Genomic DNA, 25,755 nt, shown 5'->3' with positions numbered 1-25,755 from the left:
TCTCAAACCGGCTGAAATCAGCCTAAAAACAAACCCAAAACCGGGCAACGCAAAAAACGCCGGTGGGCGAAACCTCGCTGACCGACGTGTGAGTTTTTTGAACTCGAAACTGAAACCACAACAGATAATCTGTCGTTATTTGAGATGCCCCTAGTCGATCCTTAAGAGACTCGCAACCCTAGAAATCCCTTAATTTAGCGAAAATTAACCAGAAATTGAGAATTATTAAGGCAATAGGCAGCTTGCAAAATTAGGGGATAGCCGTCGTGGAGCAAAACATGACCGATTCAAATAATATCAAGGCCAACAACAAATATGCAGTGTCGGCGCGCAGAGATGTGGTGACCAGCCTGATCGTTATATTTGCCATCTTGATGTTCGTCGGAACTGGCGGAACCGTTATAACAGAAGCAATTGCTTCTTTGTCCGGTTATGGCGGCGGCAGCGATAAAATGCTCGTCTCGGCATTTCTTCTGAACATCGCCCTCATATTATTTGGCTGGCGTCGTTACCGCGACCTCGCGGCAGAAGTTACAGAACGGGCTGCTGCAGAAGAACGGGCGCATTCTTTGGCGGTAACGGATCCGCTTACCGGTTTCCTGAACCGCCGGACTCTGACCGAAAAGACTTCGGATATGATTGCTACGGCGCAGCGTAAAAACAAAAGCACCGCCTTTTTGATGCTGGATCTCGACAATTTCAAAACCGTTAACGATGTCCATGGCCACAGTGCCGGCGATATCGTGCTGAAAGAAGTAGCCGCGCGAATTTCAAAAGTTATTCCACCCAACAACCTCTTGGCACGGCTTGGCGGCGACGAGTTTGCCTGTGCTTTCATTTTTGACCCGGATCAGCCTGAAATGGTGGATCGTATTGCTGATGATCTGATTGACAGTATTGCCATGCCGATTGTCGAGAACGGCAACCATCTGGTGGTCACCACCTCGATTGGCATGGCGCGTTTCGACTTTGAATCCGAAGGCGTCGATGTTCTGATGCGCCGCGCTGACATCGCGATGTATAGCGCCAAGAAACAGGGCAGAAACCGTTTCTGCTGGTTCGATGTTTCGATGGAACAGGAGCTGCAGACCCGCAATACCCTTGAATCCGGCATGCGCAGCGGTATTCCGGCAGGCGAATTTGTTCCTTATTTCGAACAACAGATTGATCTCGCGACTGGCAAGTTGACCGGTTTTGAAATGCTAGCGCGCTGGGAATCGCCGACACAGGGTCTTGTTTCGCCGGAAGTCTTCATTCCGATTGCAGAAGAAACCGGCATGGTCGGTGATCTTTCACTCAGCATCATGCGACAGACATTTGAAAGTGCCAAGCACTGGGACCCCAGCCTGACGGTTTCAGTCAATATTTCACCGGTTCAACTGCTTGATCCATGGTTGGCGCAAAAAATCGTCAAGCTGCTGGTGGAAACGGGCTTTCCGCCAAACCGGCTTGAAATTGAAATCACCGAGAGCTCATTGTTTGAAAATCTCAGCCTGGCTCAGTCTATTGTCGGTAGTCTCAAAAATCAGGGAATCCAGATTGCTCTGGATGACTTTGGTACAGGGTATAGTTCGCTGGCTCACTTGCGCGCCCTGCCCTTTGACCGGATCAAGATCGACCGCAGCTTCGTAACGTCGATTTTGGAAAACCCGGAAAGTGCGGCCATCGTAAAAGCGATTACCGGCCTTGGTGATAGTCTTGGTATGCCAATCACCGCAGAAGGTATTGAAGACAAAGCAATAGAAAATGAGTTGCGCAATCTGGGCTGTGCCAAGGGTCAAGGTTGGCATTATGGTCGCCCGCTCTCAATGGAACAGGCCCGCAAAGTGCTCGGGCAACGCAATCTGTTGCCAGCGCAGCCGCTGGACAAAACCGAGGTTGATGAAGCTGCCGAAGTACCAGCCGATCAACCACAGCTCAAAGCGGGTTAAACAAACAATAAGAGCAATAGCCGACTAATTCTATTGCTGGACTTGCCGGCTGGTCATCCCTAAATCGCCCATCATGACTATCGGGCAATTTCACAAGATGCATGGACTGGGCAATGACTTTGTCATTATCGATGCGCGCGCGTCTGAATTGCCTGATGATTTCGCCATGCCTCCGGCCAAAGCAGCAGCCATCGCCAATCGGCATAGCGGCATTGGTTGTGATCAGCTGATTGTGCTGAAACCTTCCGGTAAAGCCGATGTTCGCATGCAGATTTACAATGCCGATGGCGGTGAGGTCGAAGCCTGCGGCAATGCTACCCGCTGTGTCGTGAAATTGCTTGGTGATGGTACGTCGATTGAAACCGATGGCGGTATGATCTCTGGCCATGTTACGGATGAAGGCGCCATTGTTGATATGGGTGAGCCCCGTTTCGACTGGAATGTGATCCCCCTCGCCTATGCCATGGATACGCTACACATGCCGGTTGGCTGGGAGGATTTACAGGACCCTGCAGCGGTCAACGTAGGCAATCCCCATGTTATCTTCTTCGTTGAAGACAGCGATGCCGTTGAACTGGATCGCCTCGGCCCGATGATTGAGGTTGACCCACTGTTTCCCGAACGCGTGAATGTAAACGTAGCACATGTAAAAGATGGCGATCTGTACCTGCGTGTCTGGGAGCGCGGCGTCGGTTTGACCCGTGCTTGCGGCACCGGAGCGTGTGCAACGGCAGTGGCCGCAATCAGACGCGGATTAGTACAAAGCCCGGCCAATGTGCATCTGCCCGGCGGCAAGCTTATCCTTACGTGGGACGAAGGTGGGTCCATCATGATGCAAGGCCCGACCACCTATGTCTTCTCTGGCGAAGCCAACTGGGATGATTTTGCATGAGTGGTCCTGATATTATCAGTATGGGGTGCCGCCTGAATATCGCTGAGAGCGAAGCAATTCGCCAGACAATCAATGCCTCCAGGGTCAATGCGGATGAATTGGTTATCGTCAACAGCTGCGCCGTCACCAATGAAGCTGTGCGCCAGACTCGTCAGGCAGTACGTCGCGCCAAGAAAGATAATCCGGACAAGATTGTGGTCGTAACCGGATGCGCAGCACAGGTTGATCCGGAGATGTTCGCAGATATGCCTGAGACATCTGGTGTGGTCGGCAATTTCGATAAATATGAGGCCGATAACTTCAAATTCGGACTGGATACCAACAAGCCGGATATCCGGGTGTCAGATATCATGCAGGTCAGGGAAACCGCACCGCATATGGTCAGCGCCTTTGCCGAGCGGTCCCGCGCCTTTGTCGAAGTGCAAAATGGCTGCGATCACCGCTGCACCTTTTGCATCATTCCCTATGGCCGCGGCAACAGCCGGTCCGTGCCAGCAGGACAGGTTGTCGAGCAAGTGAAGTCGCTGGTTGACCAAGGCTTTAACGAGGTCGTGCTAACCGGTGTCGATGTCACCAGCTACGGTCCGGATTTACCGGGTAGTCCCAGCCTTGGCCTGCTGGTCGAGCGGGTTTTGAGCCACGTTCCCGAACTCAAGCGGCTGCGCTTGTCCTCCGTTGACGGCGTGGAAATTGACGAGCGCCTGTTTGACATATTGACGGACGAAAGCCGGATGATGCCGCACGTGCATCTTTCGCTGCAGTCAGGCGACAATATGATCCTCAAACGGATGAAACGCCGCCACAGCCGCGAGCAAGCCATAGAACTTGTCGCGCGGTTGAAGGAGAAGCGCCCCGCAATAGCCATAGGTGCCGACATCATCGCCGGATTTCCGACCGAAACCGATGCCATGTTTGCGAATAGCCTCGATATTATTGATCAATGCGATATCATTCATGGTCATATATTTCCTTATTCCCCGCGACAGGGCACGCCTGCTGCCAAAATGCCCCAGGTCAATGGGGCCACCATTAAGGAACGTGCCCGGCTTTTACGTCAAAAGGTGAGTGCAAATGCGCAGACCTGGCGCGGCAATCTGGTCGGGACACGGCAAAATGTGCTGTGCGAACTGAATGGCAAGGCTGGATATGCGGAAAATTTTGCCCATATCAGTTTCGAAGAAACCATGCCAGAAGGCCAAATCATCCCTGTTGAAGTCATTGCGTCCGATGACCGGAAACTGATCGGAAGAAAAATAGTATGAGTGAAAAACCGGGCTGGAAAGACCGTCTGTTTGGCGGCTTCAGCAAGACGTCGGGCCGCCTGACAGAAAACCTGACCGGCTTGGTGACCAAGGCAAAACTGGACGACGCTACTCTTGACGAAATTGAAGATGCGTTGATCATTTCAGATCTTGGCCCCGCGACTGCCGCGGCCATTCGTGAAAAGCTCTCAAACGAGCGATTTGAAAAAGGCCTCAGCGAACATGCGGTGCGCGAAATAATCCAATCGGAAATTGCCAGTATATTGGAGCCGGTGGCGGTTCCGTTGGAAATTGACGCCTTTCCCCGCCCACAAGTCATATTGGTGATAGGCGTCAATGGCTCGGGAAAAACCACGACCATCGCCAAGCTTGCCCATTTGTTCCTGGAGCAGGATTATGGCGTCATGCTGGCTGCCGGTGATACATTCCGGGCGGCAGCAATTGGTCAGCTTAAAGTCTGGGCCGAGCGGCTCGGTGTTCCTATCATCAGCGGCAAGGAAGGCGGTGACAGCGCTAGCATCGTCTATGAAGGCGTTAAACAGGCCACGGCCACCGGAATTGATGTATTAATCGTTGATACAGCAGGCCGCCTTCAAAACCGCAGTGAATTGATGGATGAACTGGACAAGATCCGGCGTGTTCTGGGACGGCTCAATCCGGAAGCTCCGCATGACGTTGTGCTGGTTCTGGATGCAACCACAGGACAAAATGCCTTGTCCCAGATTGAAGTATTTAAAGAAGTGGCAAAGGTTACCGGTCTAATCATGACCAAACTCGATGGAACTGCTCGCGGCGGTGTACTTGTTGCCGCCGCCAAGCAGTTTGAAATGCCGATTCATGCCATTGGTGTCGGAGAGACCATGGAAGATTTACGGCCGTTTGACGCCAATGATCTGGCGGCGGCCATAGCAGGAATTGAAGAATGAGTGATGACGTCGTCAACGTAGAACCGAAACAGGAAAACAAGGGCCTGAGCTTTGCGCTCGATTTCGGGCCTTTGTTAGTCTTTTTCCTGACCTATAAATTCGCTGTCCCTGGGGACAACCCGGTCCTGTCAGCAATATACGGCACTGCGGCTTTCATGATAGCTATCGTGATCGCTGTTATCGTTTCCAAATGGAAGCTGGGCAAGATATCCCCCATGCTCTGGTTGTCAGCCGTCTTGGTGATCGGCTTTGGTGCACTCACGATCTATTTCAACGATCCGCGTTTTATCCAGATCAAGCCGACGATTATCTATCTGGGTTTTGCGGTGATACTGGGTGTCGGATTGCTACGTGGGAAGGCAATGCTCAAATATTTACTGCAGGCTGCTTATGAAGGGTTGTCCGACGAGGGCTGGCTCAAACTGTCACGCAACTGGGCAATATTTTTTGTCGCGATGGCCATGCTGAACGAAGCCATGCGCCTTTTCCTCAGCTTTGACCTTTGGCTGACGCTGAAAGTGTGGGGCATCACCATATTGTCTTTCATCTTCGCCATCGCCAACGTCCCGATGCTGATGCGGCACGGTCTTGATCTTGGTCAGGATGACGAAGAGGCGGAAGAAGCCCAATAAAAAACCGCGCCCCGGTTCAACGAGGCGCGGTTCCGAAATTCATACAAGGGTGCAATTAACCCTGATCAGCGCGGCTTACGCCTTCACCGTCGAGGTTCTGGGCGACAAAATCCCAGTCAATCGCATTGTCGAGCAATGCAGAGACATAGTCCGGACGCGCATTCTGGTAGTCCAGGTAATAGGCATGCTCCCACACATCGATGGTGAGGAGTGGTTTCATGTCATGAGCAACCGGGCTGTCCGCATCGTGCAGCGATGTGATTTCAAGCTTGTCGCCGTTCAGCACCAGCCAGGCCCAACCACTCGCAAAATGTCCAACGGCTTCCGCTTTGAACTTTTCCTTGAACACCTCAACAGAACCAAAGTCCGCTTCGATGCGGCTCTTCAATTCTTTCGGCATCTCCTTTTTTTCAGGGCTCAGGCACAGCCAGTAAAAGCTGTGGTTCCACACCTGCGCGGCGTTGTTAAAGAGACCGCCATTAGCAGCCTTGATAATTTCCGACAGTTTTTTGCCCGCATGATCCGTACCTGCAATCGCATCGTTGGTTTTGGTTACATAGGCATTGTGATGCTTGCCATGGTGATAGTTGAACGTTGCTTCAGAGATCAGATCTCCAAATGCGGTTTTTGCATAAGGAAGCGGGGGAAGTTCAAAGGACATTGAGAATTTTCTCCATTGTTAGAATGACTTTCAGAAAGCGCATATGGTGACAAAAGGTTCCATGGGCAACTGTCCATTAGAGCGTATCTGACAGGCCCAGCCTTTTTCCGTGACAAAAATGGCTTGAAGGCATAATATTACCACATTGTTACAGACAACACTGGGGGAGATCATAATGGCGAAGCTTTTCGGAAATTTGAATTTGGTGATGCTGGTGGGCTTGTTGCTCGCCGTACTTGTTATTGTCGGCATCGGCCCACTGGGTGACCAGGTAAATGGCGTTTTCCGCTGGCTACATACATTTTTCGGCGTGCTCTGGATCGGCCTGCTCTACTATTTCAACTTCGTTCAGGTTCCGCAAATGCCGAATATTCCTGACGAAGCCAAACCGGCAGTGTCCAAGCATATCGCACCGAGCGCCCTTTTCTACTTCCGCTGGGCCGCGCTGTTCACGGTAATCACCGGATTGGTCGTTGCCCATCTGACCGGATATCTGACGCAGGCGCTGCTTCTGCAGGAAGGCTATTTGCTGATCGGGATCGGCATGTGGATGGCGCTGGTCATGGCGTTTAATGTCTGGTTCCTGATCTGGCCAAATCAGAAAAAGGTATTGGGCATGGTTGAAGCGGATGCAGACGCCAAAGCATCAGCGGCCAAAGTGGCGCTGATGGCTTCGCGGACGAATACGCTGCTGTCCTTGCCGATGCTCTATTGCATGGTAAACGCCAATCTCGGCGGCTAAGTGATTTAAAACGATTTTGAAAAGAGGGCTTTACGGCCCTCTTTTTTTTCTTGTTCATAAGTGACCAGAGCTAGCTGAGCCGTTTTGCGATCTTATGGGCCGGACCGAAACCGATAAAGGCCGCACCGATAAAGGGCATTGCCACCACCCACAGCCGTACGCCTGTGACACCGAGCGGGCTGGCAATGCTGATCGCGGCCGTCGCTGCCAAGCCAGCACAAACGAACAGCAGTCCGACAATCAATCTCCAGTGAGGCAGATCAGCTTTCTCCCCCTGCCCACCCGTTCCGGCTTGCTCATATTTTGCAAAAATCATGATCAGCGGAAGCAAGGCAGCGATATAAAGCGCAAACCAGATCGGTCGTGCCAACCACCACAAGCTGCTGCCCGGAGCCGCTTCCAGGCCAATGCCGCCGAGTAACCAGGCTGCAACCATCACCAAAACAAACGCCGTCAGATGCCACAAATAGGTCGTCATGATCATGCCGTTCAGCAGGACAACACCGGTCCAAATCTTGAGATTGTCGAGCATCCGCCGTCCCATCGGCTCCAACGCGAGAACAAGTCCGGTTTGTGCAATGCCAAGCGCCAGCAAAGCGATAGTCGGCGGCATGCTATTGCTAACCGGTTCACCCGGTACGCCTATCATGGCTACCGGATAAGGGCCAAAACCGACGAACAGGCCGAGTGCTATCAAACCTCCTATGCCCCAAATCAATGCTTTGGCGGGTTTCGCAAAATAACCTTCGCTCCATGCATATCCCAATTGATGAACGGCGAGCCAAATGAAGGCAAAGTTCACAAAATTCACATAAGGTATGTTCAGCGCAAACGTTGCTGCATCTATGGCTATTGCACCCGCCACCAGGCCCCAGAATGATACCATGCCGAAGCGCTTCCACAGGGCATATGTATAGGGCACGACCGCCCCCACCATCAGGTAAACCGCCAGAAACCAGACCGGGATCAGCGCAAGCTGGGCCGCCAGTTCAACAATCTTGCGGTCCACGCCCATCGCGGTCCCAAACAGAGCGAACACTGTCCAGATCAGGAAAAGCGGCAGCACCGGGTTGATCAACCGTCGCAGTCGCCCCGTAAACCATCCCGCATAGGAACCGTTGTTACGCAAATTCGCGGACCAGGAAAGTCCGTGTGAAAAGCCGCCGACAAGAAAAAATACCGGCATGACCTGAAAGCCCCAGGTCAGCCATTGGGTCCAGGGCAATATACCCAGCAGATGCCCGCCCTGTACCACGCCATCTTCGATGTACGGCGCCGCGACCAACCAGTGACCGATAACCACCGCAAGAATGGAAAACGCCCTCAGAAAATCGACATAGCGATTACGTTCCGGTGGAGCCTTGAGAGCCATATCCTGTGCACGGGTCCATAGATTCCGTTTGGTTGCCGTCTCACCACGCTCTCTCATATGCCCTCACACCCCATTGTTTCGAATAACTTAGTTAAGATTTGTGGTATTCTGTTCAAGAGAACCACCTCAAGAGCTCTATGCGGATAGTGCTGACAAAACCTATCCCAGTAAATCGTGGCGTTTCAGTGAGTGCCGGAGCTGATCATAGGTCAAATTGAGCGCTTTGGCGGTCTGCCGCTGGTTGTAGCGGGATTTGGCCAATGCGGCTTCAAGGATGCGCTTTTCGAACGCTTCGACCGCTTCTTTCATATCATCAACAGCCGCAAATTCTGGTTCTGCAGACGGCGCTGCTAGGGCAGGCTCAGCTTTTTCATCCGTGCTTTGGGTTTCAACTGGCAGCGATTGCCGGGAAGGCATTTCTTTCGGTTTCCATGGCGATTCAAACGGATCAAAGACGATATGATCGACAGCCCGCGTATAATCACCCCATTGATAGACGGCGCGTTCAATCACATTGCGGAGTTCACGGACGTTACCGGGCCATTGATGACGCGCCAGCGCTTCGGATGCCAACTGACCGAAGCCTGGCCATTGTTCCCATTCCAGTTCAGCAGCCATGCGTCGCCCGAAATAGTCCGCCAAAACCGGAACATCCCCCTCACGATAGCGAAGCGGCGGCAGCGTCACGACTTCAAATGACAGGCGATCAAGCAAATCCGCCCGGAATTTCCCTTCGTCCGCCATCTTCGGCAGGTCGGCATTGGTAGCCGCCACGATCCGCACATCCACTTTTTGTGGTCGCGATGATCCTATTCTGGTAATCTCGCCATATTCAACCGCCCGGAGCAATCGCTCCTGCGCCGCAGAAGACAATGTTCCCAATTCATCCAGAAACAAGGTGCCGCCATCAGCTTCTTCAAAGCGCCCTACTCTATTCTTGGTCGCACCCGTAAAGGCACCGGCTTCGTGGCCGAACAATTCAGCCTCGATCAACGTTTCGGGCATGGCCGCGCAGTTTAATGTAACCAAAGGACCATCCCAACGCATGCTTAGTCGATGGAGACGTTCAGCGATGAGCTCTTTACCTGTACCGCGCTCTCCGATAACAAGTACGGGACGGTCCAGAGTGGCCGCCCGACTGGCTTTTTCGACTGCATCAAGGAAAGCTCCGGACTCCCCAACAAACTGATTTTCGCGCTCCATAGCCAATATATAGTGCAAATTCCTATTAAATAGCAATTAATACCATATTCATTTTTCCAAAAACTTATATTATTTAAATATATCAAACAGTTAAAAAACTGGCACGCCTCCTGCAATGTTAGTTTCGAACCCGCAAGGGACTGGAAATCGACCAAACGGAGGACAACATGTCAGCAGCTACGAAAACAGGCAAATCAATGAATTTGAGCAGAACCGACGTTTCTGCCATCATTTCCGTGTTGCTGTTTAGCCTGACGATTTTGATCAGCGCCGTGGGCCCTGCCGAAGCACAAGGCCCGACCATCTCTGAAGATGGTACAATTTCCCCAACTGTCAGCTATAAGGCGTGACAGGCGAAATGGCCGGGACTCCTTCATTCCCCCTTGCCGAAGTACGGTCCCGGCCACCTTTCCAGATTGAAGACGTAGAATTTTATGAAGACCAGCCTGAACGTTCGAACCATTCCAGGCACAATGCTAGCAACTACCGGAGTTTAACCATGGGTATTTTTTCAAGAACGCGCGATATCATCGCCGCCAATGTCACGGACATGCTCGACAAGGCGGAGGATCCGTCAAAACTGATCCGCATGATCATCCTGGAAATGGAGGAAACCCTTGTCGAAGTTCGCGCTTCTGCCGCACGGACCATTGCCGACCAAAAAGAAATGCGCCGGCATATTGATAAGCTGAACCAGCTGACTGAAGACTGGAACGAAAAAGCGCAACTGGCCCTTTCCAAGGACCGCGAAGATCTCGCCAAGGCGGCGCTGATTGAGAAACGCAAAGCCGCTGATATGGCTGAACAGCTTACGGTTGAAATTCAGGTGCTAGACGATGCCCTGCGCGCTTCAGAAGGTGATATCGCCAAGCTGCAAAAGAAATTGCAGGAAGCACGCTCTCGCCAGAGCAGCCTGGTTAACCGGCTCGAAAGCGCCGAGAACCGCTATAAAATCCGTGAAATGTATAATGGCGACAAGGTCCATGATGCATTTTCAAAATTTGAGTATCTGGAACGTCAGGTGGACCAGGCCGAGGGCCGTGCCGATGCGCTAACGATGGGCGGTGAGCCGGCGACACTAGAAAATCAGATTGCTGCGCTGGAAAGCAGCGACAAAGTTGATGATGAATTGGAAGCTATGAAGGCGGCCATGAAGAAGTCAGACCAGAAAGGTGACAAATAATGGACTCGAACGATCTTATCCCGTTTTTTGCGATTGTCACTCTGTTTGTCGCGTTCCCGTGGATCATTTTCCATTATGTTACAAAATGGAAGACGGCTGCAACCATCACCAATGAAGACGAGCAACTGCTCGACGATTTGCACATAATGGCACGCCGATTGGACGAACGCATGGAGACAATAGAACGGATCATGGCAGCAGACAATCCGGACTGGCGGCAGTCAGCATTACCGGGTGCAGGCAATGAACCCAAACCGACACTCGAAAATTTCGATAATCTCTTGAAAAAAGAAAGGCGCTAATCATGGCTTCGATCCGCACAAAATTTTATCTTGATAAACAGCGCGCCAAATGGAGCGGAGTATGCGCCGGAATTTCCGACTATACCGGAATAAACGTTATGTGGGTCAGGTTAGCTGCCGTGATGGCCACCGTGACTTTCGCTTTTCCATGGACCTTGGTTGCTTATTGGATCGCGGCAAAATCGGCTGATCCCAAACCGATCGAACTTTATGGCGACAGAGAGGAACGGGAATTTTGGCAAGGAGTCCGTCAATCCCCGCGCCGCACGGCCAGAGACGTTAAATCACGCTTTCGTGAGATTGACCGCCGTCTTGCCGATATGGAATTATACTACACCAGTAATAACCGCGCACTTTCGAATGAGATTGAAAAACTGCGCTAAGCCACACAGAATTTAGGGAGACTGACTATGAATTGGGGTGGACCGGGATTTGTTATCGCCATTATCGCCGTTTGTTATGCTGGCTATATAATCAATAATTGGATCCGGGCTAAACATGGCTATCCGCTTGAAGATGAGTGGGGCGGGACAACCGCTAAGGATGACCCAAAGGCCGATCGCAAAATTGAGCTGCTCTCTGCGGAAAATGAAGAGTTGGTTGGTAAGATCGATCGCTTGCAGGAGCGTCTTGCAGTTCTGGAGCGAATCGCGACTGATCCAGCCAAACGAACAGCAGATGAAATCGAAGCGTTGCGGGAGAAGGGATAATGGAGAGCATTTTAGCTAACCCCTCTATTTTGTGGCCCATCGGATTTGCTTGTGCAGTCGTAACACTGGGATGGGTAGCAACAACCTGGATGCGGATCAAAAACGGCTATCCGCTTGAGAATCAGTGGGGCAAAGCGGTTTATCCGAAAACAGACAACGAGGCGGTGGAACGCGTCAAACTGCTGACACAAGAAAATGCGGAACTGCGCGCCGAGATCGGATCGATGAAAGACCGGCTTGCTAATGTTGAGCGGATTGTGACCGACGATAGCCATCGTCTGACAAACGAAATCGAAGCCCTGCGCGCACCGAAAAACTAAGGAGATCAATATGATTGAATATCTAGCCCTGTTGATCCCATTTGCCGGCATCGGCGTTGGAGTTTTCGCAATTTGGACCAGTCATCAGCAGAAGATATTGAAGATGCAGTCCGAGATATCCGCCGAAAAAGCTGCTCAATATGCTGTCAATAACAAACAACTGGAGCAGCGGGTGCGCGTGTTGGAGCGAATTGTTACGGATAAAGGCTTTGATGTTGCTGGACAAATTGAAAGTCTACGCGATGAGCCAGAAGTGAAGGAGCTGAACTGATGTTCGATGAACTATGGGTGTTGATACCTCTTGCACCATTTTTGCTCGGCGGCCTCGCCATATGGACCCGCCATCAAAGCAAGATGCTGGAAAAGCAAAAAGAGCTGATGCTCCTCGGCGAGCGGCTACCGGAAAGTGAAGATGGCCGGCGCATGCAGGAAGATATGAAATATCTGAAAGAGCGCGTGGCAACGTTGGAGAAAATTGTAACCGATGAGCGCGGTGCACGGGAATTAGAGAGTGAAATCGCGAAGCTGAGAGACAGTTGAGCAAATAGGAATAGGAAGGAAAAAGGAATTATGGGTTGGGCAGAAGCTGTCGTCGCAATAATTATCGTGATTACCATTGGTAAGGTTATGACCAGCAAGTATCGAGCACAAAACGGAATTTTGGAAGATGAAGATGGCAATGCCATCACTGTGACTCCATCAGCTGACCCCGACGCCGGACGACTGCGCGAGGAAGTCAAATATCTCAAGGAACGCGTCGCTGTTCTGGAGAAAATCGCCACCGATGATCGCGGCGCACGCGAATTGGAAAATGAAATTGAGAAATTGCGGGACCAATAAGACGGTCCCCCAACGAAGCAGGAAGAGAAAGAGGATAGCATCATGCCAGAACCCAGTTTTTACCTGATGATTGCTGCATTTACCTTGATTGGACTAACAGCGGTCTCCCTTATCGCTCTGCGTGGGTGGAGGGACTGGATTGACCTTAAGTCCAAGGAATTGGAACAAAGGCGCGAGGAAAATCCCCCCAGTGCTACATCGCGGATTGAAGTTGCGGACCTAAAAGAACGCATCCGCAAGCTGGAAGCGATTGCCGCCGGAGTGGAGCTTTAACAACCGCCCCTAAAAAGGGATGACGCGAATCCCCTGCCCTGCTAGCGGGCGGGGATGAGCAAATTTGATAATCTTGTAGAAGAATATGAATTTCTGGAAGCTGATGACCGATACCGGCTTCTGATTGATTTGGGTAAGGAACTAGAACCGATGCCCGATGCCCTCAAAACCGATGCAACACTGGTTCGTGGTTGTTCTGCCTCAGTATGGGTTTATCCAACGAAACAGGATGATGACCGCCTGCATTTTCTGGCAGACAGCAACGCCGCCATTACCAAAGGTATCATCGCGCTGGTTCTAGAAACCGTTCAGGACCAACCGATTGATGCTGTTCTGAAAACCGATATTGCGGAAAAGCTCGCACCGTTTGACCTGAAAAACCAGCTCAGTTCCAATCGCACCCAGGGAATCCCGAACATGATTGCGTTGATCAATCAGACCGCAGAGCGATATCAGGTATGATTTTGCCTGCTTTACTTCTAATTGCCGGGTCAGAGGCTCCAGATGTTGAAGTGGACGAGCCCAGTTATGAACATGATTGCTCGGCACAGCCAAAGCAGGATTTTGAGCTGCGACTTGTGGCTTCCGATATCCATTATGCTGGGATCGGCTTTGGCGCTTATTCAAACGAACCAGTGCTGAACATCGAATTTTCCGAAACTGGTTATGACAAATTTGCCGCTGTTCAGAAAGGACGCATTGGGAAGAGATTTGCCCTTTGCTTCGAAGACAAGCTGTTGAGTACGCCCGTGTTAAATGAATATATATACGGACGAACGGCTCAGGTTTCTGGTGGATACACGATCGAAGAGATTACCGAATTACAAACCCGAATGAACAAAGACACCGAAACAACTGAAGAGCCTTAAACCGGCTTCCAGACCCGCCGTTCTTCGGCAATTTTCAGTACATCAAAGGCCGCCTGCGCCGCCTGAAATTTCTTGGCAGCCTCTTCGTCACCCGGATTGACATCGGGATGATATTCCTTCGCCATTGCGCGCCAGGCTTTCTTGACCGTTTCAAAATCGACATCCGGTGTCAGATCGAATATTTCCAGCGCCGTCATCTCATCCCGCGACCGACTGCCATCGCCGGATCCCATCCAGCTATAATGTTTCGCTTCCTGATAGGCGTTGGCGTCACGTTGTTCGTCGGCTTCCCGTTTTGCGCGCTCTTCCTTGTCTAGCCCTTCGAAATAATCCCAGCCGCGATTATATTCCGCCGCATGTTTTTCGCAGAAATACCAGCGGTCCGGGCTATTGGGTGATTTGGGTGCCGGGCAGTTTCCTGCCTCGTTACAGCCATGCCGGTCGCAAATCTTCACCTGCTCGGTTTCGCGCGAGCTTTCATAGCTGCCCCAGCGGGGAAAGCCCCAGTTATCGGATCGTCTTGCTTTTGGCATATCACTCTCTAACAAAGGCCCCGCGCCTGTTCCAGCCATAATTAAATACCAGAGGGTCTGTAAGCCGGGTTCTGTCCATCCTTTTGCAAGGAATAGCCAGTCATTCATCTCGGCGATGCATTGCTGCACCGCTCTAGCAACCAACCCGGGCTGCAGGCCGAAATAGCCATATGCCGCCCCTATTTGGTTTTGCTCCAGGTGGGGTTTACCGTGCCGGGGCTGTTACCAGACCCGCGGTGCGCTCTTACCGCACCCTTTCAACATCACGGGACCGAAGCCTTCGCGACCTGCTTTCTGTTGCACTGTCCCTGAACAGGCGATCACTCCCCTGCCCGCCGGACGTTATCCGGCACCTTTAAATCGTGGAGCCCGGACTTTCCTCGCGAATATTTGTCATATTCCCGCGACTGGCCGACCCTCTGGTGCGCTCTATTTAGTGATTCCACGCTCTCTGTCGAGCATTAAAGACAATAGTAGCGCCCGGCATTCACCATCGATAACGCCGTCGATGTTTTTAGGGCGAAAACGCCTCTGGAAAGCTACGACTGCATCTTTCTCAGCGGTAATATCATAGCCAAAGCGTTCCAGAGCCAACATGAAACCGCCATCTGTCCATGGCGGTTCGCCAAGATTTAGAGGCGGTTTTTTGAGCGCGATGCCGTGTCTGGCAAGCCTATCCCAATCGAACAGTTCGCCTGGATCCTGCTTTCGTGACGGCGCCAGATCGCTGTGACCGATGACATTGGTCGGCACAATAGCGTGGCGTTTGACAATATCATGGGCGAGCCGTGTGACGGCATCCATCTGCTCTTCGGGAAACGGCACATAGCCCCATTCATGGCCCGGATTTACGATTTCAATGCCGATACTGGCGCTGTTCACATCTTCGATGCCGCGCCAATAGCCGCGTCCGGCGTGCCAGGCGCGGTTTTCTTCCTTGACCATGTTCACGATCTGACCATCCTCGGTCACGACATAGTGAGCGGATACCTTGGCGTCGGGATTCGCGAGCCAATTTATGGCCGACGCGGCGTCCTTCATGCCGGTATAGTGCATCACCAATATGCTGACTGGCAGCTTACGCTCGTCAAAATTGGGAGAAGGCGTCCAGATCATGTCCATCGTAAATGCCTCCTTCAGTCCCTTTTATCAGGCGACAATCGCGCCCAGCAAGAGTTCTGTACCGGAATCGGGTGATACCCGCAGATCACCACCATTCTCGCATGACAGTTCACGGGACATCCAAGCTGCAGCTGTACGGGCAGTCAATGCCGATTGCGGCAACGTGCCTTCCAATGCCGCACGAATACCGTCGTCCAATGCGATTTTCGGTCCTTCAGCGCGGACGACAACTTCGATACCATTATCGCCCTGCTCCGCACCAACATCCAATTGCCCTCCGCGCACCAGCGCTTCCCGTGCTATAAGGGCCAGGTTCAAAAGAATCTTGATCGCTTTTTTCGGCAGCGTGCCGCTCTGAACAGCCCAACCCAGCGTAATCTTACCCTGATCACCAACCAGACTTTCGACCAGCTGTTTTGCTTCGGCAGGATCGACTTCGTCACCGAAACCGCCCGCGGCGCCAAAGGCCAATCGGAAATATTTCAATTTATCCGCCGATGCCCGGGCGCTGTCCGCAAGCAAATCCAGACAACGGTCCCGCATCTCAGGGTCCGTTTCGTCTTCCAGCAACTCCAGACCATTGTTGATTGCACCAACCGGGCTCAACAGATCATGACATAATTTTGAACAAAGCAATGCAGCGAGATCGACACCGGATTGAGACATGGGAAAGGGCCCTTAACTTGTGAAAACTCAATTGTCGGCTGTTTGGCCTTTTGTGCTTTGGCAATCAAGGGTGATTGGATCAAAGCGACCATATATTTCACCCTTTTGGGTTGCCTGCCATGCGGCTGCTTCCTCACCGTTGATAATTAGCCATATCCGTTCATCTGCTGCCGCCATAGCAGCATCTGATTCTGACGGTTCCACATCACCGGACGGGTGTGAATGAAAATAGCCGATTATTTTGGGGCCTTCGTTCCGCATCGCTCGTTCCGCAGCAATTAGATCACCGGGGTCGATTTCAAAATGCCGGAGGCGATTTTCCGCGATATTTAGCGTCGCCTTAAAGTGCGAAACTGTCCCATTATCGCCAAAGAGCAACCCGCAAGCCTCCTCAGGAGCCATTTCAAGGGCAAGTTGCTGCAAATCGCCCAATATCGCGCTTGATATGACCAGTTTCATAGCCCACATCTAGGCGATGACAGCGGGGCAATCCATAAAATCCGGCATCGTGCCAGAAACCGACAAGAAACAACGGCTTGATGCAGCCTTGGCGGGATTTCTGGATGACTTGTCGCGGGAACGGATCAAAAATCTGATCGCAAGCGGCAATTTGTTGATTGATGGAGCCACCTGCACTGACCCCGCATCCAAGAAATGTGCGGGCAAAACATTCGCACTGACGGTTCCCGCACCGATTGAAGGCCCTGCACAACCACAGGACATTCCGCTGGATGTGGTTTTCGAAGATGATCACCTGATTGTCGTCAATAAACCCGCCGGATTGGTAGTTCATCCCGCCGCCGGTCATCCCGATGGAACATTGGTCAACGCCTTACTCCATCATTGCAAAGGGCAGCTATCCGGCATTGGCGGTGTGACTCGCCCCGGGATTGTCCACCGAATTGATAAGGATACTTCCGGATTGATGGTGGCGGCCAAAACAGACAAAGCGCATCAGGGTCTGACCGCGTTGTTCGCTGCCCATGATATCGAGCGCCGCTATCTTGCGATATGCAAGGGTCGACCGAATCCGCATTCGGCAACGATTGAAGGTAATATTGGTCGCAGCAATACAGATCGCAAGAAAATGGCCGTGGTCGGCGATGATAAGGGAAAGACTGCAATTACACATTATACCACCAAGGAACCGCTAAATGGTGCCACTTTGGTGGAATGTACGCTGGAAACGGGACGTACCCATCAGGTAAGGGTCCATATGTCCCATATCGGGTATAGTCTTATCGGCGATCCGCTATATGGTACTCGTCGAAAATCATTGCTTTCCGGCAGAAAAGATATTCGATTTTGCCGTCAGGCACTACATGCTGCTATTCTTGGATTTGTTCACCCCATAACGGGAAAAAAATTGTTATTTAACTGTAACTTTCCACCCGATATGCAGGAACTATTCAGTAAGTTGCGTGTATAGATATTAGATACTATATGGAATGAGACCAATGGGTGCTTGATGAGGCCCGGCGGCAAACCAGAGAAGGAACAAAAATGGCTAATAATAGCAATGTTCCGGCAAAAATCCCTGCCTTAGGGGGGGACGCGAGCCTGAACCGTTATCTTTCGGAAGTACGTAAATTTCCGTTATTAACACCCGAACAAGAATATATGCTGGCAAAACGCTATTCTGAACATAAAGATCAGGAAGCGGCTGCCCAGTTGGTAACTTCCCACCTGCGACTAGTGGCAAAAATCGCCATGGGCTTTCGCGGCTACGGCCTGCCCGTCTCGGACCTGATTTCGGAGGGCAATGTCGGCCTGATGCAGGGCGTGAAGAAATTTGAACCCGATAGAGGTTTCCGCTTGGCAACCTATGCCATGTGGTGGATCCGCGCGTCGATACAGGAATATGTGTTACGCAGCTGGAGCCTCGTAAAAATGGGCACGACCGCCGCGCAGAAGAAGCTTTTCTTCAACCTGCGCCGGATGAAAAATAACCTTGAAGCGTTTGAAGATGGCGACTTGTCACCTGAAGATGTGAACAAGATTTCCACCGATCTCGGCGTGGCTGAACATGAAGTAGTCAATATGAACCGCCGCATGTCCATGGGCGGCGATGCGTCGCTGAACGTGCCATTGTCGGAAGATGGCGATGGCGGCCAGTGGCAGGACACGTTGGAAGATGACGGGCCGCTGCATGACCAGCAGATTGCTGACGCGCAGGAAGCCGATTTCCGCCATGAGATGCTGACCGAAGCAATGGAATCGCTCAACGAACGCGAACAGCACATTCTTGCTGAGCGACGTTTGTCGGAGGATCCCAAAACGCTTGAAGATTTGAGCAAGGTCTATGAAGTCAGCCGCGAACGGATCAGACAGATTGAGGTACGAGCGTTTGAGAAGCTGCAAAAAGCTATGCTGCGTATTGCTGGAGAAAAACAACTGCTTACAGCAGGTTGATTCTTCAACTTCCGAGAATTTCTAAAGATTTTAGCGCCCTGAAACAGCATTTGTTTTCGGGGCGCTTTTTCATTATTTGGTGACCATGGCTGTAAAATCTCGCCGAAAATCAAAAGGCTTGCCTTCACGTATCATCAAGCTGTTTTTCAAGCTGATAGTCTATTTTCTTTTGATTACCATCACGTGGGTGGGATTGATGGCATTCCTGCCGGTCCCAGTCACGGCTACGATGATCATGGATGACAACAGCATCACCAAGGATTGGGAACCGTTGGAATCCATATCTCCCAATCTTACACGAGCAGTCATTGCCGCGGAAGACAGCAAGTTCTGCAGCCATGACGGCTTTGATCGCGAAGCCATACGCTCGGCCATGAAGCGCAACGCCCAGGGCGGTCGCATCCGCGGCGGTTCCACGATATCACAACAAACCGCAAAGAATGTCTTCCTTTGGCAGGGCGGCGGCTATTTCCGCAAGGGCCTGGAAGCCTATTTCACGTTTCTGATCGAGAAAATCTGGGGGAAAAAGCGGATTATGGAGGTCTATCTTAACGTTGCCGAGACGGGAATCGGGACGTATGGGGCGCAAGCCGGTGCCCAGCGTTACTATAAGAAAGACGCTTCTGAACTGACGAAAATTGAGGCCGCACGCATAGCCGCCGCCCTGCCCTTGCCAAAAAAACGCGCTGTAAACGGTGCCAGCGGCTTTACCCGGCGCTACGGCAATACGATCGCCGCAAGGATTAATGTGGTAAAGCGCGAAGGTCTGGACGGATGCGTTTACAAATAGCCGTTTTTGGGAGCAAATGGATGTCAGGGACCGGTTTGATTGTCAGAAAAAGAGTCTTGTCACGGCTCGGGAAGTGGCAGATCGGAAAGGTCGAGCCAGTCAATTGCAGATTGGCTATCTAAGGCACTGCCATAATAGCTATCAAGCGCAGCAAAGGGTATCCTGAAGGGCATACCCCAACCGCTGTTCCACATCGCAACTACTCCGGTGCGGGCGGCAGGATCAAATATGATTGTCGCACGATATCCATCCACCGCACCACTATGTCCGATCAATCGTCGACCGTGATAGGTAAAACTGCGCCAGCCCAGTCCATAGGATGGCTCTGCCAAGGCGCGGGCGAGATCACCGCCATAAACCCGTCCGGTTTTGACCAAGGGATTATGGGCCAGTTCCAGCGCAGAAACAGACAGGACATTCTCATTTGCGCCCAACTGCGCCCGAAGCCAGCGCGTCATATCGACAATATTGCTATTTACACCTGCTGCTGCGGGGAGACGCCAATATGACTCCACAAGGGTCCTTACTTCATTACCGCGATGCGGCCTCGCCCAGCTGTCAGCCGCGGTTAGACCGATCATACCGAACCGGGCGCTGTCCATACCAAGCGGTTCAAACAACTGCACCTGCACTGCGTCGGCATATATGGTATCCGCCGCCTGCCCCAAAATCTCGCTGGCGGTATCGAATGCAATATTCTGATAGCTATGACAGGTGCCTGGCATGCACTGTAACGGCGCGGTTCCCAGCCTTGTACGGAGCAGACCAGGGCTTTCGCCATCCTCGAGTTTGCGGTCATATGCATTTTTCGTGAGTCCCGTCTGGTGCGACATAAGCTGCGCCAGCGTGATCTGTGACATAGCTTCTCTGGGAAGCATCAGCGACGTCTGCCAGCGGTTCAGTGTGGCGTCGAGATCAAGCGCCCCTTCCTCCGATAGTTTGGCCGCCAGTGAACCCGCCACTCCCTTTGATACGGAGGCCCATCGGAACACCGTCTGTGGTGTTACCCTCTCGCCGCTGCGCTTATCTGTTACGCCATAGGTTTGGACAAAGCGAAGCTCGCTATCCTCTACAATAGCAACAGCGAGCCCTGCCATTTCGGGACGTGCTACGAGCGCTGCAATGCGTCGATCAAGGCTGAGATAATCAATCTTACCATGCCAGTCATCGGGTAGCGTCGGCAATCGATCCTGAGGCGCTGCTTCGGCAGTTTCAGTCAGCGGAAGCGGGATGTCTTCCTGCACAAAGGCGCGATAACCATACCAGCCCACCAATAACATGGCCGCAAGTCCGAACAGCGGTACCAGATATCTTCCCATTGAACTGCCCCCAAGATGGTGATCCAGCCTTAGTCAGAGCTTGGCATCCAGACTGGCTGATTTACAACGTAGAATAAACCAGATGAGCAAAACAATACTGTTTGTGCTTTGGATGGTGAGGCAAATGCGGTGACCTGTGGCGGCTCTGCTTCACGAGACGTTTCAACACTTTTCGGCAGATCTGTAGCCGTTTCCGGGACTAAGCGGTCGCAAAGAAACGCTCACGAAAGTCTACGCTTTCAATGGAATGGCCCAAGCGTTTAAGCCGCGTCTTCCTTCTTGGCCTTGCTGCTTTTCGCAATCACCTTTACCGGCTCTTTCGTGCCAGCTACCACATCTTTGTCGATAACGATTTCGTCCACATCTTCCAGATCAGGAAGGTCGAACATGGTATCGAGCAGGATGTTCTCCACGATGGACCGCAGGCCGCGAGCGCCAGTTTTGCGTTCAATCGCCTTGTTGCCGATAGCCACCAGAGCATCGTCGGTGAAGGTCAGGCCAACATCTTCCAGTTCAAACAGTTTTGCATATTGCTTGACCAGAGCGTTTTTAGGCTCCTGCAGAATCTGAACCAACGCGTCGATATCCAGGTCTTCCAGCGTTGCAATAACCGGCAAACGACCAACAAATTCGGGAATTAGGCCGAATTTCAAAAGATCCTCTGGTTCGCCTTCGGCCAGCAGCTTGCCAACCTTACGCTCTTCCGGTGCCGCAACATGAGCGCCAAAACCGATGGATTTGGCTTCCAGCCTGTCACCAATGATTTTTTCCAGACCTGCAAAAGCCCCGCCGCAGATGAAAAGGATATTCGTCGTATCGACCTGCAGGAATTCCTGTTGAGGATGTTTGCGGCCGCCTTGTGGAGGAACACTTGCAGTCGTTCCTTCCATAAGCTTCAGCAAGGCCTGCTGAACGCCCTCTCCCGACACATCGCGGGTAATGGACGGATTTTCCGCCTTGCGGCTGATTTTGTCGATTTCATCGATATAAACGATGCCGCGCTGCGCCTTCTCAACGTTGTAATCGGAAGATTGCAGCAACTTGAGGATGATATTCTCGACATCTTCGCCGACATAGCCTGCTTCGGTCAATGTCGTGGCATCGGCCATGGTGAAAGGCACGTCGAAGGTTTTTGCTAAAGTCTGCGCCAATAGCGTTTTACCGCAGCCCGTTGGTCCAACGAGCAGGATATTTGATTTAGCGAGCTCGATATCGCCGGATTTCGCGGCGTGATTGAGACGTTTGTAATGGTTATGAACCGCCACAGACAAAACACGTTTTGCCCGATCCTGACCAATAACATAATCGTTCAGTACATCGCAGATTTCCTGAGGCGATGGTACTTCACCATCTTTTTTGCCAGTAATTGCACCCTTGGTTTCTTCACGAATAATGTCGTTGCACAGCTCAACACATTCGTCGCAGATGAATACGGTTGGTCCGGCAATCAACTTGCGGACTTCATGCTGGGATTTTCCGCAGAAAGAGCAATAAAGCGTGCTCTTCGAATCAGATCCCGTCAATTTCGTCATAAAAAGTCCTTAAAACTGGGCTAGAAACTGCAATCTAACTTCCAAAATACAAAATGCTACCGGTTTTTTCCGCACCATCTTTTGCTATGCATAAGCCTATCAAAAGCGGCTTAATTTTCATTTAGGTGCGCGATAACGCCTTATTTAGCATCTTCATCGGCAGGTTTTGGCCGTTTGTCGTAAACTTCATCGACAATGCCAAAGGCTTTGGCTTCATCAGCCTCCAGGAACGTGTCCCGGTCCATTGCCTTTTCGATCTCTTTGATCGGTTTACCGGTATATTTGGCATATAGCTCGTTCATCCGGCTGCGGATGCGAAGGATTTCCTTGGCCTGAATTTCGATGTCAGATGCCATGCCCTGTGCACCGCCAGAAGGCTGATGCACCATGATCCGGGCATTGGTTGTTGCCATACGCATGCCGGGCTCTCCGGAAGCAAGCAGGAAGCTGCCCATCGAAGCCGCCTGACCAACACAAACCGTACCGACGCGAGGACGGATATATTGCATTGTATCGTGAATCGCCATGCCCGCGGTTACAACGCCGCCGGGTGAGTTGATGTAAAGATAGATATCTTTCTTCGGATTTTCCGACTCCAGAAACAATAGCTGGGCCGTAATGATTGAAGCCATACCATCCTCAACCTGACCCGTTACGAAGACGATACGCTCGCGCAGCAACCGTGAAAAAATGTCAAAGCTGCGCTCTCCGCGGTTGGATTGCTCAATAACGACGGGAACAAGAGCGTCGACGATCGGATCATGCATGGTAATTTAGTGCCTTCTGTGAAAATCAGGATATGAAAATGGAGGTCCCGTGAACCGGAGTCCCCATCCGTTCAGCCCTACATCGGTGTATCTTAAGCAATGTTCAAGTCGATTAAGGATTTTTTCCAAGCCATTATGGTCATTGGATGACATTGCGCATCAAATAACCCGCGGCTATGCTCGCCGTATAATCAAAACACCCCCATTTTTGCAGGAGATAATTATGCCATCATATTCGCCATCCATTCCGGAATTTCATGCCGATGAGGACAATGGAGCGTCAAATCCTATGGCCTTCATGATGCAACGGATGCTGGAAACGCGGACGGTGATGATCTTCGGTGGAGTCGATCAGAAACTGGCGGAGCGCGTGTCAGCGCAGATGCTCTATCTTGACCATGTCAGTGACGAACCCATCCGGCTGCTCATCAATTCACCGGGTGGTCATGTGGAATCGGGTGACACGATCCACGATCTTATTGAGTATATCAGCGCGCCCGTTGCGGTGATCGGCACCGGTTGGGTGGCCAGCATCGCCACGCATATTTTTCTGGGCGTCCCAGCAAAACAGCGATTCTGTTTGCCCAATACGCGCTTTCTGATCCACCAACCGTCTGGCGGTGCAGGCGGAAAAGCATCCGATATCGCGATCCAGGCCGAAGAAATTGTCAAAATGCGGGAACGAATCGCCCAGAAAATCGCAGAGACAACCGGACAATCGATTGATCGTGTGCGCAAGGATATCGACCGCGATTACTGGATGTCGACAGATGAAGCCAAAGAATACGGTATCTTGGGTACCGTCATTAACAAGGCCAGCGAAGTTAGCTTTTAACGCTGCCTGCTAATATCACTAGCCGGAGCATGGATACATGTCCGGCTAGTGTATAAATTTAAGATTATTTTTTCGCCGCAGGCTTTTTCGCTGCCGGTTTCTTGGCAGCTGGCTTTTTCGCGGGCGCTTTCTTGGCTGGCGCCTTAGCTGCAGCTTTTTTCGCAGGAGCTGCTTTTGCAGCTGGTTTTTTCGCTGCCGGCTTCTTGGCGGCTGGTTTTTTGGCTGCCGGCTTTTTAGCAGCAGGCTTCTTGGCGGCAGCTTTCTTCGCCGGTGCCTTTTTCTTGGCTGGTTTGGCTGCACCTTCGTCTTCCGCCTCGATAGCTTCTTCCAACTGCTCGCGAGTTACCGTTTTGTCAGTAATCTCTGCTTTTTCAAACAGGAAGTCGACGACTTTATCTTCATACATCGGCGCACGCAGCTGCGCAGCTGCCATCTGATCCTGCTGGATATATTCAACGAACCGCTGGCGATCTTCTTCGCGATATTGCTGAGCAGCTTGTTGAATCAGCATGGACATTTCCTGTTGGCTAACTTCCACGCCATTAGCTTGTCCGATTTCGGAAAGCAGCAGGCCAAGGCGAACACGGCGGACCGCGATCTCGCGATATTCGTCCTTCTCGTCTTCCATTTCCTTCTTGGCCGCTTCAGGATCTTCTTCCTGAGCTGCTTCCTGCTCCAGCTGCTGCCAAATCTGGTTGAATTCAGCTTCAACCATGGTTGGAGGTACTTCAAAGTCGTGTGACGCGGCCAATTGATCGAGCAACTTGCGCTTCATGTGCGTGCGGGTCAGGCCGTTCAGTTCCTGTTCGATCTGGCCTTTCAGCAATTCACGCAACTGGTCGAGACCTTCCAGACCCATGGATTTCGCCATTTCGTCATCGGCCTTGGAGGCTTTGGCGGTCTGCACTTCGCCAATCACGACGTCGAACGTCGCGTCTTTGCCCTTCAGGGTCTCGACATTATAATCTTCCGGGAAGGTCACTTCGACCAACACTTCGTCATTGGCTTTCTTGCCAACCAGCTGGTCTTCGAAACCAGGGATCAAGCGTCCTGAGCCTAGCTCAATCGCCATGCCCTCGCCTTTGCCACCATCAAAAGGTACGCCATCGACCTTGCCTTCAAAATCGATCAGGCACTGGTCGCCAATTTTCGCTTTGTGGCTTTTGGGTGCTGTTTCAAACTGCTTCTGGCTCTCGGCAAATTTGTCGAGCGATTCCTGAACCGTTTTCTCGTCTGCTTCGACCTGCAGGCGCTCCAGTTTGATACCATCTACGGATGGTGTCGGAACGTCTGGCAAGATCTCTAGCTCAACCTTGACTTCAGCATCTTTGCCAGCTTCATAGCCATCAGCCAGGGTAACGCTGGGCTGCATCGCGGGGCGCAGTTTGTTGTCAGCGATTGTTTTCTCGACGCTTTCCTGAACAGTGCTGCTCAGCGCATCCTGCATCAAGGCATCATTATGCATCTTGCGAACCAGATTCGCTGGAACCTTGCCTTTGCGGAAACCGGGCATGTTAACCTGAGGAGCCAGTTTCTTGACCTCATTATCCACGCGCGTTTCAATGTCCTTCGCGGAGATTTTGATGTCATAGGCCCGTTTCAGACCTTCGTTCAGCGTTTCAACAATCTGCATGATTACCCTTTAATGCCTTCATTATTTC

33 protein-coding genes and 1 other RNA gene are annotated in these 25,755 nt (G+C 51.8%); 22 read left to right on the top strand and 12 right to left on the bottom strand.

Annotation, left to right across the window (positions count from 1 at the left end):
• Positions 1–278: 278 nt before the first annotated feature.
• The 5 genes from AC6I9Z_RS11290 to ispZ all read left to right on the top strand — a co-directional run bounded on the left by AC6I9Z_RS11290 (position 279) and on the right by ispZ (position 5,643).
• Entirely contained in the window at positions 279–1,931 is a 1,653-nt protein-coding gene (locus AC6I9Z_RS11290) for a putative bifunctional diguanylate cyclase/phosphodiesterase (RefSeq protein WP_461455926.1), read from the top strand.
• Positions 1,932–2,004: 73 nt separating this feature from the next.
• The gene (gene dapF / locus AC6I9Z_RS11285; RefSeq protein WP_461455925.1) at positions 2,005–2,823 is read left to right on the top strand and encodes a diaminopimelate epimerase; all 819 of its coding nucleotides are present in this window, start codon (positions 2,005–2,007) and stop codon (positions 2,821–2,823) included.
• Positions 2,820–4,085, top strand: coding sequence for a tRNA (N(6)-L-threonylcarbamoyladenosine(37)-C(2))-methylthiotransferase MtaB (gene mtaB, locus AC6I9Z_RS11280; RefSeq protein WP_461455924.1), 1,266 nt, complete (start codon positions 2,820–2,822; stop codon positions 4,083–4,085). The genes dapF and mtaB overlap by 4 nt, the downstream gene beginning before the upstream one ends.
• A complete protein-coding gene (gene ftsY, locus AC6I9Z_RS11275) occupies positions 4,082–5,011 on the top strand; it encodes a signal recognition particle-docking protein FtsY (protein WP_461455923.1) in 930 nt (309 codons plus the stop codon). Before mtaB ends, ftsY begins: the two co-directional genes overlap by 4 nt.
• Positions 5,008–5,643, top strand: coding sequence for a septation protein IspZ (ispZ, locus tag AC6I9Z_RS11270; protein WP_461455922.1), 636 nt, complete (start codon positions 5,008–5,010; stop codon positions 5,641–5,643). The genes ftsY and ispZ overlap by 4 nt, the downstream gene beginning before the upstream one ends.
• 55 nt (positions 5,644–5,698) lie before the next feature.
• Here the strand turns inward: ispZ and AC6I9Z_RS11265 are convergent, their stop codons facing one another.
• Positions 5,699–6,304 carry a superoxide dismutase gene (locus tag AC6I9Z_RS11265; protein WP_461455921.1) on the bottom strand — a complete coding sequence of 202 codons (606 nt, stop codon included), beginning with the start codon at positions 6,302–6,304 and terminating at the stop codon, positions 5,699–5,701.
• 175 nt (positions 6,305–6,479) lie between these two features.
• On the opposite strand from AC6I9Z_RS11265, the gene AC6I9Z_RS11260 reads away from it, so the two are divergent.
• Positions 6,480–7,046, top strand: coding sequence for a urate hydroxylase PuuD (locus AC6I9Z_RS11260; protein ID WP_461455920.1), 567 nt, complete (start codon positions 6,480–6,482; stop codon positions 7,044–7,046).
• A gap of 70 nt (positions 7,047–7,116) precedes the next feature.
• On the opposite strand, the gene AC6I9Z_RS11255 is transcribed toward AC6I9Z_RS11260, so the two are convergent.
• Positions 7,117–8,475 carry an acyltransferase family protein gene (locus tag AC6I9Z_RS11255; protein WP_461455919.1) on the bottom strand — a complete coding sequence of 453 codons (1,359 nt, stop codon included), beginning with the start codon at positions 8,473–8,475 and terminating at the stop codon, positions 7,117–7,119.
• A 102-nt stretch (positions 8,476–8,577) separates the two neighbouring features.
• A complete protein-coding gene (pspF, locus tag AC6I9Z_RS11250; RefSeq protein ID WP_461456905.1) occupies positions 8,578–9,621 on the bottom strand; it encodes a phage shock protein operon transcriptional activator in 1,044 nt (347 codons plus the stop codon).
• 197 nt (positions 9,622–9,818) lie between these two features.
• Here pspF and AC6I9Z_RS11245 point away from each other — a divergent pair, with 197 nt between their 5' ends.
• The 12 genes from AC6I9Z_RS11245 to AC6I9Z_RS11190 all read left to right on the top strand — a co-directional run bounded on the left by AC6I9Z_RS11245 (position 9,819) and on the right by AC6I9Z_RS11190 (position 14,118).
• Positions 9,819–9,971 (top strand): hypothetical protein, encoded by a 153-nt coding sequence (locus AC6I9Z_RS11245; RefSeq protein ID WP_162559066.1) that lies wholly within the window; start codon positions 9,819–9,821, stop codon positions 9,969–9,971.
• 149 nt (positions 9,972–10,120) lie between these two features.
• The gene (gene pspA, locus AC6I9Z_RS11240; protein WP_109357042.1) at positions 10,121–10,804 is read left to right on the top strand and encodes a phage shock protein PspA; all 684 of its coding nucleotides are present in this window, start codon (positions 10,121–10,123) and stop codon (positions 10,802–10,804) included.
• A complete protein-coding gene (gene pspB, locus AC6I9Z_RS11235; RefSeq protein ID WP_109357043.1) occupies positions 10,804–11,106 on the top strand; it encodes an envelope stress response membrane protein PspB in 303 nt (100 codons plus the stop codon). The genes pspA and pspB overlap by 1 nt, the downstream gene beginning before the upstream one ends.
• 2 nt (positions 11,107–11,108) lie before the next feature.
• On the top strand, positions 11,109–11,489 hold the full coding sequence (gene pspC / locus AC6I9Z_RS11230; protein ID WP_461455918.1) for an envelope stress response membrane protein PspC: 381 nt from the start codon (positions 11,109–11,111) through the stop codon (positions 11,487–11,489).
• Positions 11,490–11,516: 27 nt separating this feature from the next.
• Positions 11,517–11,816: a hypothetical protein gene (locus AC6I9Z_RS11225; RefSeq protein WP_109357045.1), complete on the top strand. Its 300-nt coding sequence runs from the start codon at positions 11,517–11,519 to the stop codon at positions 11,814–11,816.
• The gene (locus AC6I9Z_RS11220; RefSeq protein WP_461455917.1) at positions 11,816–12,136 is read left to right on the top strand and encodes a hypothetical protein; all 321 of its coding nucleotides are present in this window, start codon (positions 11,816–11,818) and stop codon (positions 12,134–12,136) included. Before AC6I9Z_RS11225 ends, AC6I9Z_RS11220 begins: the two co-directional genes overlap by 1 nt.
• A gap of 10 nt (positions 12,137–12,146) precedes the next feature.
• Positions 12,147–12,407 (top strand): hypothetical protein, encoded by a 261-nt coding sequence (locus tag AC6I9Z_RS11215; RefSeq protein ID WP_461455916.1) that lies wholly within the window; start codon positions 12,147–12,149, stop codon positions 12,405–12,407.
• Entirely contained in the window at positions 12,407–12,676 is a 270-nt protein-coding gene (locus AC6I9Z_RS11210; RefSeq protein WP_109357048.1) for a hypothetical protein, read from the top strand. Before AC6I9Z_RS11215 ends, AC6I9Z_RS11210 begins: the two co-directional genes overlap by 1 nt.
• A gap of 30 nt (positions 12,677–12,706) precedes the next feature.
• Positions 12,707–12,976, top strand: a complete 270-nt coding sequence (locus AC6I9Z_RS11205) for a hypothetical protein (protein WP_461455915.1) — start codon at positions 12,707–12,709, stop codon at positions 12,974–12,976.
• Between the two features lie 42 nt (positions 12,977–13,018).
• On the top strand, positions 13,019–13,249 hold the full coding sequence (locus AC6I9Z_RS11200) for a hypothetical protein (protein WP_109357049.1): 231 nt from the start codon (positions 13,019–13,021) through the stop codon (positions 13,247–13,249).
• Positions 13,250–13,303: 54 nt separating this feature from the next.
• A complete protein-coding gene (locus AC6I9Z_RS11195; RefSeq protein ID WP_461455914.1) occupies positions 13,304–13,711 on the top strand; it encodes a SufE family protein in 408 nt (135 codons plus the stop codon).
• The gene (locus AC6I9Z_RS11190; RefSeq protein WP_461455913.1) at positions 13,708–14,118 is read left to right on the top strand and encodes a SecDF P1 head subdomain-containing protein; all 411 of its coding nucleotides are present in this window, start codon (positions 13,708–13,710) and stop codon (positions 14,116–14,118) included. The genes AC6I9Z_RS11195 and AC6I9Z_RS11190 overlap by 4 nt, the downstream gene beginning before the upstream one ends.
• Here the strand turns inward: AC6I9Z_RS11190 and AC6I9Z_RS11185 are convergent.
• The 5 genes from AC6I9Z_RS11185 to AC6I9Z_RS11165 all read right to left on the bottom strand — a co-directional run bounded on the left by AC6I9Z_RS11185 (position 14,115) and on the right by AC6I9Z_RS11165 (position 16,898).
• Entirely contained in the window at positions 14,115–14,651 is a 537-nt protein-coding gene (locus AC6I9Z_RS11185; protein WP_461455912.1) for a J domain-containing protein, read from the bottom strand. The two genes, AC6I9Z_RS11190 and AC6I9Z_RS11185, sit on opposite strands and share 4 nt — an antisense overlap.
• Before the next feature lie 44 nt (positions 14,652–14,695).
• Positions 14,696–15,074: RNase P RNA component class A (gene rnpB / locus AC6I9Z_RS11180), an RNA gene on the bottom strand.
• A 6-nt stretch (positions 15,075–15,080) separates the two neighbouring features.
• Positions 15,081–15,773 (bottom strand): N-acetylmuramoyl-L-alanine amidase, encoded by a 693-nt coding sequence (locus tag AC6I9Z_RS11175; protein ID WP_461455911.1) that lies wholly within the window; start codon positions 15,771–15,773, stop codon positions 15,081–15,083.
• Between the two features lie 27 nt (positions 15,774–15,800).
• Entirely contained in the window at positions 15,801–16,439 is a 639-nt protein-coding gene (locus AC6I9Z_RS11170) for a histidine phosphotransferase family protein (protein ID WP_461455910.1), read from the bottom strand.
• Positions 16,440–16,466: 27 nt separating this feature from the next.
• Positions 16,467–16,898, bottom strand: coding sequence for a M67 family metallopeptidase (locus AC6I9Z_RS11165; RefSeq protein WP_461455909.1), 432 nt, complete (start codon positions 16,896–16,898; stop codon positions 16,467–16,469).
• A 16-nt stretch (positions 16,899–16,914) separates the two neighbouring features.
• On the opposite strand from AC6I9Z_RS11165, the gene AC6I9Z_RS11160 reads away from it, so the two are divergent.
• The 3 genes from AC6I9Z_RS11160 to mtgA all read left to right on the top strand — a co-directional run bounded on the left by AC6I9Z_RS11160 (position 16,915) and on the right by mtgA (position 19,641).
• Positions 16,915–17,868 (top strand): RluA family pseudouridine synthase, encoded by a 954-nt coding sequence (locus AC6I9Z_RS11160; protein WP_461455908.1) that lies wholly within the window; start codon positions 16,915–16,917, stop codon positions 17,866–17,868.
• Between the two features lie 74 nt (positions 17,869–17,942).
• Positions 17,943–18,851, top strand: a complete 909-nt coding sequence (gene rpoH, locus AC6I9Z_RS11155; protein ID WP_461455907.1) for an RNA polymerase sigma factor RpoH — start codon at positions 17,943–17,945, stop codon at positions 18,849–18,851.
• A gap of 85 nt (positions 18,852–18,936) precedes the next feature.
• Positions 18,937–19,641, top strand: coding sequence for a monofunctional biosynthetic peptidoglycan transglycosylase (mtgA, locus tag AC6I9Z_RS11150; protein ID WP_461455906.1), 705 nt, complete (start codon positions 18,937–18,939; stop codon positions 19,639–19,641).
• Between the two features lie 59 nt (positions 19,642–19,700).
• Here the strand turns inward: mtgA and AC6I9Z_RS11145 are convergent, their stop codons facing one another.
• The 3 genes from AC6I9Z_RS11145 to AC6I9Z_RS11135 all read right to left on the bottom strand — a co-directional run bounded on the left by AC6I9Z_RS11145 (position 19,701) and on the right by AC6I9Z_RS11135 (position 23,259).
• Complete coding sequence (locus tag AC6I9Z_RS11145) at positions 19,701–20,960, bottom strand: serine hydrolase domain-containing protein (RefSeq protein ID WP_461455905.1); 1,260 nt, start codon at positions 20,958–20,960, stop codon at positions 19,701–19,703.
• A 260-nt stretch (positions 20,961–21,220) separates the two neighbouring features.
• Positions 21,221–22,492, bottom strand: coding sequence for an ATP-dependent Clp protease ATP-binding subunit ClpX (clpX, locus tag AC6I9Z_RS11140; protein WP_461455904.1), 1,272 nt, complete (start codon positions 22,490–22,492; stop codon positions 21,221–21,223).
• A gap of 140 nt (positions 22,493–22,632) precedes the next feature.
• Entirely contained in the window at positions 22,633–23,259 is a 627-nt protein-coding gene (locus AC6I9Z_RS11135; RefSeq protein WP_108810148.1) for an ATP-dependent Clp protease proteolytic subunit, read from the bottom strand.
• Between the two features lie 223 nt (positions 23,260–23,482).
• Here AC6I9Z_RS11135 and AC6I9Z_RS11130 point away from each other — a divergent pair, with 223 nt between their 5' ends.
• Positions 23,483–24,094, top strand: a complete 612-nt coding sequence (locus AC6I9Z_RS11130) for an ATP-dependent Clp protease proteolytic subunit (protein WP_461455903.1) — start codon at positions 23,483–23,485, stop codon at positions 24,092–24,094.
• A 64-nt stretch (positions 24,095–24,158) separates the two neighbouring features.
• On the opposite strand, the gene tig is transcribed toward AC6I9Z_RS11130, so the two are convergent.
• Positions 24,159–25,727 (bottom strand): trigger factor, encoded by a 1,569-nt coding sequence (gene tig, locus AC6I9Z_RS11125; RefSeq protein ID WP_461455902.1) that lies wholly within the window; start codon positions 25,725–25,727, stop codon positions 24,159–24,161.
• Positions 25,728–25,755: the final 28 nt, after the last annotated feature.

Source organism: Parasphingorhabdus sp., assembly GCF_059726685.1.
Note: the sequence above shows the minus strand (reverse complement) of the source record. Positions and strands in the feature narration are given on the sequence as shown.